The 8310-nt window shown below is 73.6% G+C and carries 7 protein-coding genes; all 7 read right to left on the bottom strand.

Going from position 1 to position 8310, the window contains the following annotated elements; all coding sequences use genetic code 11:
* The coding region (locus tag ACESL7_RS10020; RefSeq protein ID WP_372893185.1) for a UDP-N-acetylmuramate--L-alanine ligase at positions 1 to 774 on the bottom strand (774 nt) is incomplete at its 3' end.
* The gene (locus ACESL7_RS10015; RefSeq protein ID WP_372893186.1) at positions 771 to 1859 is read right to left on the bottom strand and encodes a UDP-N-acetylglucosamine--N-acetylmuramyl-(pentapeptide) pyrophosphoryl-undecaprenol N-acetylglucosamine transferase; all 1089 of its coding nucleotides are present in this window, start codon (positions 1857 to 1859) and stop codon (positions 771 to 773) included. The genes ACESL7_RS10020 and ACESL7_RS10015, both read right to left, overlap by 4 nt.
* 23 nt (positions 1860 to 1882) lie before the next feature.
* Positions 1883 to 3052: a putative lipid II flippase FtsW gene (ftsW, locus tag ACESL7_RS10010; protein WP_372893184.1), complete on the bottom strand. Its 1170-nt coding sequence runs from the start codon at positions 3050 to 3052 to the stop codon at positions 1883 to 1885.
* Positions 3053 to 3159: 107 nt separating this feature from the next.
* Positions 3160 to 4566, bottom strand: coding sequence for a UDP-N-acetylmuramoyl-L-alanine--D-glutamate ligase (gene murD / locus ACESL7_RS10005; RefSeq protein ID WP_372893183.1), 1407 nt, complete (start codon positions 4564 to 4566; stop codon positions 3160 to 3162).
* Between the two features lie 145 nt (positions 4567 to 4711).
* On the bottom strand, positions 4712 to 5794 hold the full coding sequence (mraY, locus tag ACESL7_RS10000) for a phospho-N-acetylmuramoyl-pentapeptide-transferase (RefSeq protein ID WP_372893182.1): 1083 nt from the start codon (positions 5792 to 5794) through the stop codon (positions 4712 to 4714).
* Entirely contained in the window at positions 5795 to 7243 is a 1449-nt protein-coding gene (locus ACESL7_RS09995; RefSeq protein ID WP_372893181.1) for a UDP-N-acetylmuramoyl-tripeptide--D-alanyl-D-alanine ligase, read from the bottom strand.
* Positions 7240 to 8310 (bottom strand): Mur ligase family protein (locus ACESL7_RS09990; RefSeq protein ID WP_372893180.1); only part of this gene is annotated, 1071 nt, incomplete at its 5' end. The genes ACESL7_RS09995 and ACESL7_RS09990, both read right to left, overlap by 4 nt.

Raw genomic sequence — 8310 nt, 5'->3', positions numbered from 1 at the left:
CTCGTAGCGCAGGTTCACCGCGCGCACGTCGGCCTGCGCGTTGAAGCCGTAGGTCAGGATGCGGCGGTCGGTGACGCGGCCCACCAGCGCCTGCACCTCCGGGTGGTCGGTGCAGCAGACGGCAAGGCCGTAGAAGGGGATGTTGCCCACGAAATCGTCGAAGCCGCGCTTCAGCGCCTCGAAGTCGCGCCAGTGGTCAAGGTGCTCGGGGTCGATGTTGGTCACCACCGCGATCGTCGCGGGCAGGCGGGTGAAGGTGCCGTCGCTCTCGTCGGCCTCCACCACCATCCACTCGCCGTCGCCCGGCCGCGCGTTGGAGCCGTAGGCGTGGATCACGCCGCCGTTGATCACCGTGGGGTCGAGCCCGCCCGCGTCCAGAAGCGTCGCCACCAGCGTCGTCGTCGTCGTCTTGCCGTGGGTGCCGGCGATCGCGACGTTGGACTTGAGCCGCATCAGTTCGGCCAGCATCTCGGCCCGGCGCACCACCGGCAACCCGCGCGCGCGGGCGGCGTCGAGCTCGGGGTTGCCCGGCTTGATCGCCGAGGAGATCACCACGACCGCCGCCCCGTCGAGGTTCGCGGCCTGCTGGCCCAGAAAGACCGTCGCGCCGAGATCCTCCAGCCGCCGCGTGATGTCGGAGGCCTTCCGGTCGGAGCCCTGCACCCGGTAGCCGTGGTTCAGGAGCACCTCGGCGATGCCCGACATGCCGATGCCGCCGATCCCGACGAAATGGATCGGCCCGATGTCGTTGGGAAGTTTCGTCGCCGCGCTCATGCCCCGCCCTCCGTGCTGCGCCCCTCTGCCAGCCGTTCGACCATGCGCGCAAGCCGCTCCGTGGCATCGGGGACGGCGCAGGTGAGCGCGGCGGCGGCCATCCGCTGGGCGCCCTCGGGGTGGCCGAGCACCGCGGCGATCTGCTCGGAGAGGCTCTCGGCCGTGAGTTTCGATTCCGGGATGCGGATCGCGCCGCCGGCCTCGGTCAGCCCGCGCGCGTTCGCCGTCTGGTGGTCGCCCGCCGCGCTCGCCAGCGGGATCAGGATCGCGGGGCGCCCGATGGTGGCGATATCGGCGATGGAGGAGGCGCCGGCGCGGCTGACGACCAGCTGCGCCTCGCTCATCCGGCGGGGCACGTCACGGAAGAAGGGCTGCACCTCCGCCGCGATGCCGTGCTCGGCGTAGAAGGCCGCGACCCGCTCGCGGTCCTCCTCGCGCGCCTGGTGGGCGACGCGAAGGTTGGCGCGCAGCGCCTCCGGCAGACGCGCCACCGCACCCGGCACCGTGTCCGAGAGGATGCGCGCGCCCTGGCTGCCGCCGATCACCAGAAGCGACATCGGGTAATCGCCGGGCGGGATGTAGGGCGCGCCCGCCCGCTCCGCGACCGCGCCGCGCACCGGGTTGCCGGTGTGCACCGCCTCCACCCCCTCGGGCAGGTCGGTGGGCCATGTCCCGCAGGCCACCGCCTCCACCCGCGGCGCGAAGCGCCGGTTCACCTCGCCGGGCACGCCGTTCTGCTCATGGACGAGGCGGGGGAGGCGCAGAAGCTCGGCCGCCACGAGCGCCGGGATCGTCGGGTAGCCGCCGAAGCCCGCCACCACGTCCGGCCGATCGCGCCGCATCCGTGCCCAGGCCCCCGCGACGCCGCCCGCGATGCGGAAGGGGACGCCCAGCCTCGCGAGCGCGCCGCCCCGCGCGAAGGTGGCCGAGGCGATGCGCTCGACCCGGACGGAATGCGGAAAGCCCCCCGTGTACCGCGCGCCACGCGGGTCGGTCGTCAGCGTGACCCGCCAGCCGCGCGCGAGCATCGCCTCGGCGAGCGCCTGCGCGGGGAACATGTGCCCGCCGGTGCCGCCCGCGGCCATCAGCAGATGCGGCGCCGCGCCGGTCACCAGCGCCGCCGTCCGCGCAGGATGTCGCCGATCTCGCCCTGCGGGCGCGTGCGCGTCAGCGCCAGAAGCATCCCCATGGCGATGCCCGTCGCGATCAGCGAGGAGCCGCCGTAGCTCACGAAGGGAAGCGTCATGCCCTTCGCCGGCAGGAGCCGCACGGCGACGCCCATGTTGACCATCGCCTGCACGCCCAGCATCGCGGCAAGGCCCGCACCGGCAAGGCGCACGAAGGGATCGCGCTCCCGCGTGAGCCTGAGGAGCGAGCGCACGACGATGCCCGCGTAGAGCGCGATCAGCGCCAGCACGAGGACGAGGCCGTATTCCTCCGCCGCGACGGCGACGATGAAATCGGTGTGCGCGTCGGGCAGCCACCATTTCACCTGCCCCTCGCCGACGCCCACGCCGAAGAAGCCCCCCTCGCGGATCGCGTTCGTGGCGTAGCCGAGCTGCGTGGTGGGGTCGAGCTCGGGCGAGAGGAAGCCGTCGATGCGTCGCGCGAAATGCTCGGAACTGGAATAGGCGACCGAGCCGGCGATCACCACCGCGCCCGCCACCGCGAAGAGGAGGGCGAGCGGCGCGCCGGCCACGAAATAGAGCACCCCCCATCCGAAGAGGACGAGCGCCGCCTGCCCGAAGTCGGGCTGCAGCGCCAGCATCGCCACGATCAGCACGGTCAGCGCGAAGGACCATGTCTTGCCTGGCGGGCCGTTGATCTCCTGGCTCGCCGCGATGAGCCAGGCGGCGACGACGATGAAGACGGGCTTCAGGAACTCCGAGGGCTGCAGCGCCGCGAACCCCAGCGAATACCAGCGCATCGCGCCCTTGCCGAAATCCGTGCCGAGCACGGGCAGGAGCGCGAGCGCCGCGAAGGCTGCGAGAAAGCCCAGCGCCGCGAGGCGCCGCACCGCGAGCGGGCTCAGCATCGAGACCACGAGCATCGCGCCGAGGGCCAGCGCGCCGAAGACCGCCTGTCGTTCGACGTAGTGGAAATGGCCGAAGCCGTTCCTCTCGGCGAGCGGCGGCGAGGCCGCGAAGCCGAGAAGGATCCCGATGGCGAAGAGGATCAGGACGCAGGAAATCGTCCACTTGTCCACGGTGCGCCACCACCGCGGGAGAATGGGCTCGGCGTTCCGCACGGGAACGGAGCCATAGACCATGTCCGTCATGTTGAGCCTGCCGCTCGCTGCCTCGTCGCGGCCCCTTTTCGCGGAGCCTTGAAGAGAGATTATCCGAATTCAGCGCCCCGCGCCAGCCGTCCGGCGCGGGCCGCGCCTCAGCCGGCGCCGAGCCGCGCGCGGAGCTCGGCGACGAAGTCCTCGCCCCGGCGCTCGAAACTGTCGTACTGATCGAAGCTCGCCGCCGCGGGGGCGAGCAGGACCGTCTCGCCCGGCCGCGCGTCCTCCACCGCGCGGGCGACGGCGCGCGCCATGGTGGTGCAGACCTCCGCCTCCACGGCCCCGAGCTTCAGCGCGAAACCCTGCGCCTCGCGCCCGATGACGTAGGCGCGCGCGACGTGATCCAGATGCGGCGCGAGCGCCTCGAGCCCGCCCTCCTTCTCGAGCCCGCCGCAGATCCAGCGGATGCGCGGGAAGGCGGCGAGCGCGCGCGCCGCCGAGGCGGCGTTCGTCGCCTTGGAATCGTTGACGAAGGTCACGCCGCCCGCCTCCGCCACCACCTGGCTGCGGTGCGGCAGCCCCTTGAACCCATGCAGCGCCCGCTCGATGAGCTTCGGGCCCAGCCCGAGCGCGCGCGCCGCCGCATAGGCCGCGCAGCCGTTCTGATGGTTGTGCGCGCCCGGCAGGCCCTTCACCCCGCGCAGGTCGATGGAGGCCACCTGGCGCCCGCGCCGCCACTCGGACAGGACCCCCTTGCGCGCCACGACGCTCCAGCCCGCGCCGCCGATCCTGCCCTCCGCCGAGACGCGGATCACCCGGTCGTCCGAGGGCGCCTCCGCCAGTTGCCCGGCGAGGAACCGCCCCTCCGGCTCATCCACGCCGATCACCGCGCGGTCCGGTCCGCCCTCGGCGAAAAGCCGCCGCTTGGCCGCGAAATACCCGCCCAGCCCGCCATGCCGGTCGAGGTGGTCGGGCGTGAGATTGGTGAAGACCGCGACATCCGGCGTCAGCGCCCGCGCGAGCTCCGTCTGGTAGGAGGAGAGCTCCAGCACGATCACCTCCGCCTCGCCCGGTGGATCGAGGTCGAGCACGCCCCGCCCGATGTTACCGGCCAGCTGCGCGGGCCGGCCGGCGTCGCGCAGGACGTGATGCAGAAGCGCCGAGGTGGTGGACTTCCCGTTCGAGCCGGTGATCGCCACCACCCGCGGCGGCGCGTCGAACCGCACCCAGTCGCCCGCCCCGAGCGCCGCGAAGAAAAGCCCGACGTCGTTGTCCACCGGCACGCCGGCGGCCTGCGCCGCGGCCACCGCCGGATGCGGCGCGGGGTAGAGATGCGGGATGCCGGGCGACAGGATCAGCCGCGCCACCCCCTCGAAGGCGCCCGGGCGCGACAGATCGTGCAGCGCGAAGCCCTCCGCCTCCGCCGCCGCGCGCGCCTCAGGGCGGTCGTCCCAGAGACGTGGCGCGGCCCCGCCGGCGGCGAGGCTGCGCGCGGCCGAGAGCCCCGAGCGCCCCAGCCCGAGGATCGCGACCCGCTGGCCCGCGAACCCGCCGACGGGGATCATGCGCCCGGCTCCTTGCCGCGCCCGGCGCGGCCTCCCGGTCCCCCGCTTCTTCTTGGATGCAAATATCCCGGGGGAGTCGCGCGCCCCGCGCGCGACGGGGGCAGCGCCCCCCAAGCGACGCCGGCCACCGGACCCGCCCCGCGCATCAGCGCACCTTGAGCGTGGCCAGCCCGATCACCGCGAGAATGAGCGAGATGATCCAGAAGCGGATCACGATCGTGGGCTCGGCCCAGCCCTTCTTCTCGTAGTGGTGATGGATCGGCGCCATCAGGAAGACCCGTTTCCCCGTGCGCTTGAAGTAGAGCACCTGCACGATCACCGAGAGCGCCTCGACCACGAAGAGCCCGCCGACGATCGCCAGCACGATCTCGTGCTTGGTCGCCACCGCGATGGCGCCGAGCGCGCCGCCCAGCGCGAGGCTCCCGGTGTCGCCCATGAAGACCGCCGCGGGCGGCGCGTTGTACCACAGGAACCCGAGCCCGCCGCCGAAGAGCCCGGCGGTGAAGATCAGGATCTCGCCCGTGCCGGGGACGTAATGCACGTCGAGGTACTCGGTGAAATCCACCCGCCCCACCGCGTAGGCGATCACGCCCAGCGTGCCGGCCGCGATCATCGCCGGCATGATGGCGAGCCCGTCGAGCCCGTCGGTCAGGTTCACCGCGTTGGCCGCCCCCACGATCACGATCATCGCGAAGGGCACGAAGAGCAGCCCGAGGTTGACGAGCGTGTCCTTGAAGATCGGCAGCGCGAGCTGGTTGGTGAGCTCGGGCGGGTGCACCTGCGCGGCCCAGACCGCCGCGATGCCCGCGATCAGGAACCCGAGGGCGAGGCGCAGCCTGCCGGGCACGCCCTTGACGTTCTGCCGTGCCACCTTGGCGAAGTCGTCGGCGAAGCCGATCGCGCCGAAGGCCAGCGTGACGAAGAGCACGATCCAGACGAAGGCGTTGTCGAGCCGCGCCCAGAGCAGCGTCGAGGTGACGAGGGCGCCCACGATCAGCAGCCCGCCCATGGTCGGCGTGCCGGCCTTCGTCGCATGGCTCTCCGGCCCGTCGGAGCGGATCGGCTGCCCCTTGCCCTGGCTCCGGCGCAGCACGTTGATGAGCGGCGGGCCGAAGAGGAAGCCGAACAGGAGCGCCGTCAGGAAGGCGCCGCCGGCGCGGAAGGTGATGTAGCGAAACAGGTTGAAGGCGTCGCCGCCGTCGCTCAGGAGCGTGAGCCAGTAGAGCATTCAGTCGTCCCCCGAGCCGGATCGCGGGGTGCCATGCCCCAGTTTCCGGACGGCGTCAACGACGGCGCCGAGCCCGGTGGAGAGCGAGCCCTTGACCATCACCACGTCGCCCGCGTCGAGATCGCGGCGCACGCCCTTCGCCATTTCGGCGGCGGTGCGGGTGTGCCGGCCGCGCCGCTCGGCCGGCAGTGCCGCGTGCAGGTGGCGCGCGAGATCGCCCACCGTGTGCACCCTGTCGATGCGCGCCATCGCCGGGTGCCCGGCGAGCGCGGCATGCAGCGCGGCCGCCTCCGGCCCGAGTTCCTTCATGTCGCCGATGTAGGCGACGCGCCGCCCGGCGGCCTTGCGGCCCACCCCGTCGCGCACCGCCGCCCCCGCGAGCACCTCGAGCGCGGCGCCCATCGAGGCGGGGTTGGCGTTGTAGGCCTCGTCGATGAGCTCGATGGCGAGGTCGCGCTCCACCGGGTCGAGGCGGATCGCCTCGCGCGCGCCGCGCCCCGCGACCGGCGCCCAGCGCCCGAGGTCCGACATCGCCAGCGCCCGGTCGAGGCCGAGCGCCCGCGCCACGGCCAGCACGGCGAGCCCGTTGAGGGCGAAATGCCGCCCCGGCGCCGCGATCTTGTAGAGAAGCGGCGTGCGCCAGGCCCGCGCCTCGGCGACGGTGGTCGTGTCGCGCACCGTCGCGCGCAGGAGCCGGTGATGGGTGCGCGGCGCCTCGCCGAAGGTGACGACCCGGCCCGCGCCGGCCCGGCGTGCCGCCTCCTCGAGGATGGGCGAGACCTCGAGATCGCCGTGCAGCACCGCCGTGCCGCCGGGGACGAGGCCCGCGACGATCGCGGCCTTCTCGGCGGCGATCCCCTCGATCGAGCCGAAGGCCTCCAGGTGCGCGGGCGCGACGGTGGTGATCAGCGCCACGTCGGGGCGCGCCTGCACGGAGAGCGGCGCGATCTCTCCCGGCGCGTTCATGCCGATCTCGATCACGGCGAACTCGCTCTCCGCCGGCATCCGCGCGAGCGTCAGCGGCACGCCCCAGTGGTTGTTGTAGCTCGCCTCCGAGGCATGGGTGCGCCCCTGCCCCGCGCAGACCCGGCGCAGCATCTCCTTGGTGGAGGTCTTGCCGACCGAGCCGGTGACCGCGACGACCTTCGCCCGCGTGCGCGCCCGCGCCGCGCGGCCGAGCGATTCGAGCCCGCTCTGCACGTCGTCCACGACCAGGAGCGGCGCCTCCGCGGCCACGCCCTCGGGCACGCGCGCGACCATGGCGGCGGCCGCGCCCTTGGCCAGCGCGTCGGCGACGAAGTCGTGGCCGTCGCGCGCCGCGGTGAGCGCGACGAAGAGATCGCCGGGCGCGAGCGTGCGCGTGTCGATCGAGACGCCGGTCGCGGCCCAGTCCGTGGTGGCGCGGCCGCCGGTGGCGCGCGCGGCCTCGGCGGCGGTCCAGAGGCTCACGCGGTGCGCCCTTCGAGCACGGCGACGGCGAGGCTCGCCTGCTCGGCGTCGTCGAAGGGATAGGTGACGCCCGCGATCTCCTGCCCGGTCTCGTGGCCCTTGCCCGCGATCAGGAGCGCGTCACCCGGCCCGAGCGCGGCGACCGCGCGCAGGATCGCCTCGGCGCGGTCGCCCACCTCCTCGGCCTGCGGCGCGCCCTCCATGACCTCGGCGCGGATCGTCGCCGGGTCCTCGCTGCGGGGATTGTCGTCGGTGACGATGACATGGTCGGCCTCGGCTGCCGCCGCCGTGCCCATGAGCGGGCGCTTGGCGGTGTCGCGGTCGCCGCCCGCGCCGATCACCGCGACGAGCCGACCCATGACATGCGGGCGCAGCGCCCGGAGCGCCGTGGCGATGGCATCCGGCGTGTGCGCGTAATCGACGTAGACGCCCGCGCCGTTCGTGCGCGCCGCGGCGAGCTGCATCCGCCCGCGCACCGTCTCGAGCGCGGGGAGCGCGGCCATGACCCGCGCGGGATCATCGCCACACCCGATGGCGAGCCCGGCGGCGAGCGCGGCGTTCCACGCCTGAAAATCGCCCACGAGCCCGAGCTTCGCCTGATAGGCCGCGCCGTCCCACGACAGGCGCAGCTCCTGGCCCTGCGGGTCGCAGCGCTGCGCGAGGAGGCGCAGATCGGCCTCCGGCCCGCGACCCACGCCCATGACCCGCTGCCCGCGCGCCCGCGCGATGGCGGCCATGTCGAAGCCGCGCTCGGCGTCGAGATTGACGACCGCCGCGCCCTCTTCGCCCAGCACGCGGGCGAAGAGCCCGGCCTTGGCGTCGAAATAGGCGTCGAGGTCGGGGTGGTAGTCGAGGTGATCCTGGCTGAAGCTCGAAAAGCCCGCCGCCGTCAGCACCACGCCGTCGAGCCGGCACTGGTCGAGCCCGTGGCTCGAGGCCTCCATCGCGGCGTGGGTGACTCCGGCCTCGGCGGCCTCGGCGAGCACCCGGTGCAGCGTGATCGGCTCCGGCGTGGTGTGGCGCAGCGCCGTCTCCCAGGCGCCCTCCACGCCCGTCGTGCCGAGGTT

It is taken from the genome of Rhodosalinus sp., from assembly GCF_041685465.1.
In the GTDB taxonomy this organism is placed as follows: Bacteria; Pseudomonadota; Alphaproteobacteria; order Rhodobacterales; family Rhodobacteraceae; genus Rhodosalinus.
Note: the sequence above shows the minus strand (reverse complement) of the source record. Positions and strands in the feature narration are given on the sequence as shown.

What these genes read in the sequence shown, in the direction of transcription:
- ACESL7_RS10015 (WP_372893186.1), bottom strand. Translation starts at nt 1,859, where the DNA reads ATGGCCGCGGGCGGCACCGGCGGGCACATGTTCCCCGCGCAGGCGCTC.
- ftsW (WP_372893184.1), bottom strand. Translation starts at nt 3,052, where the DNA reads ATGACGGACATGGTCTATGGCTCCGTTCCCGTGCGGAACGCCGAGCCC.
- murD (WP_372893183.1), bottom strand. Translation starts at nt 4,566, where the DNA reads ATGATCCCCGTCGGCGGGTTCGCGGGCCAGCGGGTCGCGATCCTCGGG.
- mraY (WP_372893182.1), bottom strand. Translation starts at nt 5,794, where the DNA reads ATGCTCTACTGGCTCACGCTCCTGAGCGACGGCGGCGACGCCTTCAAC.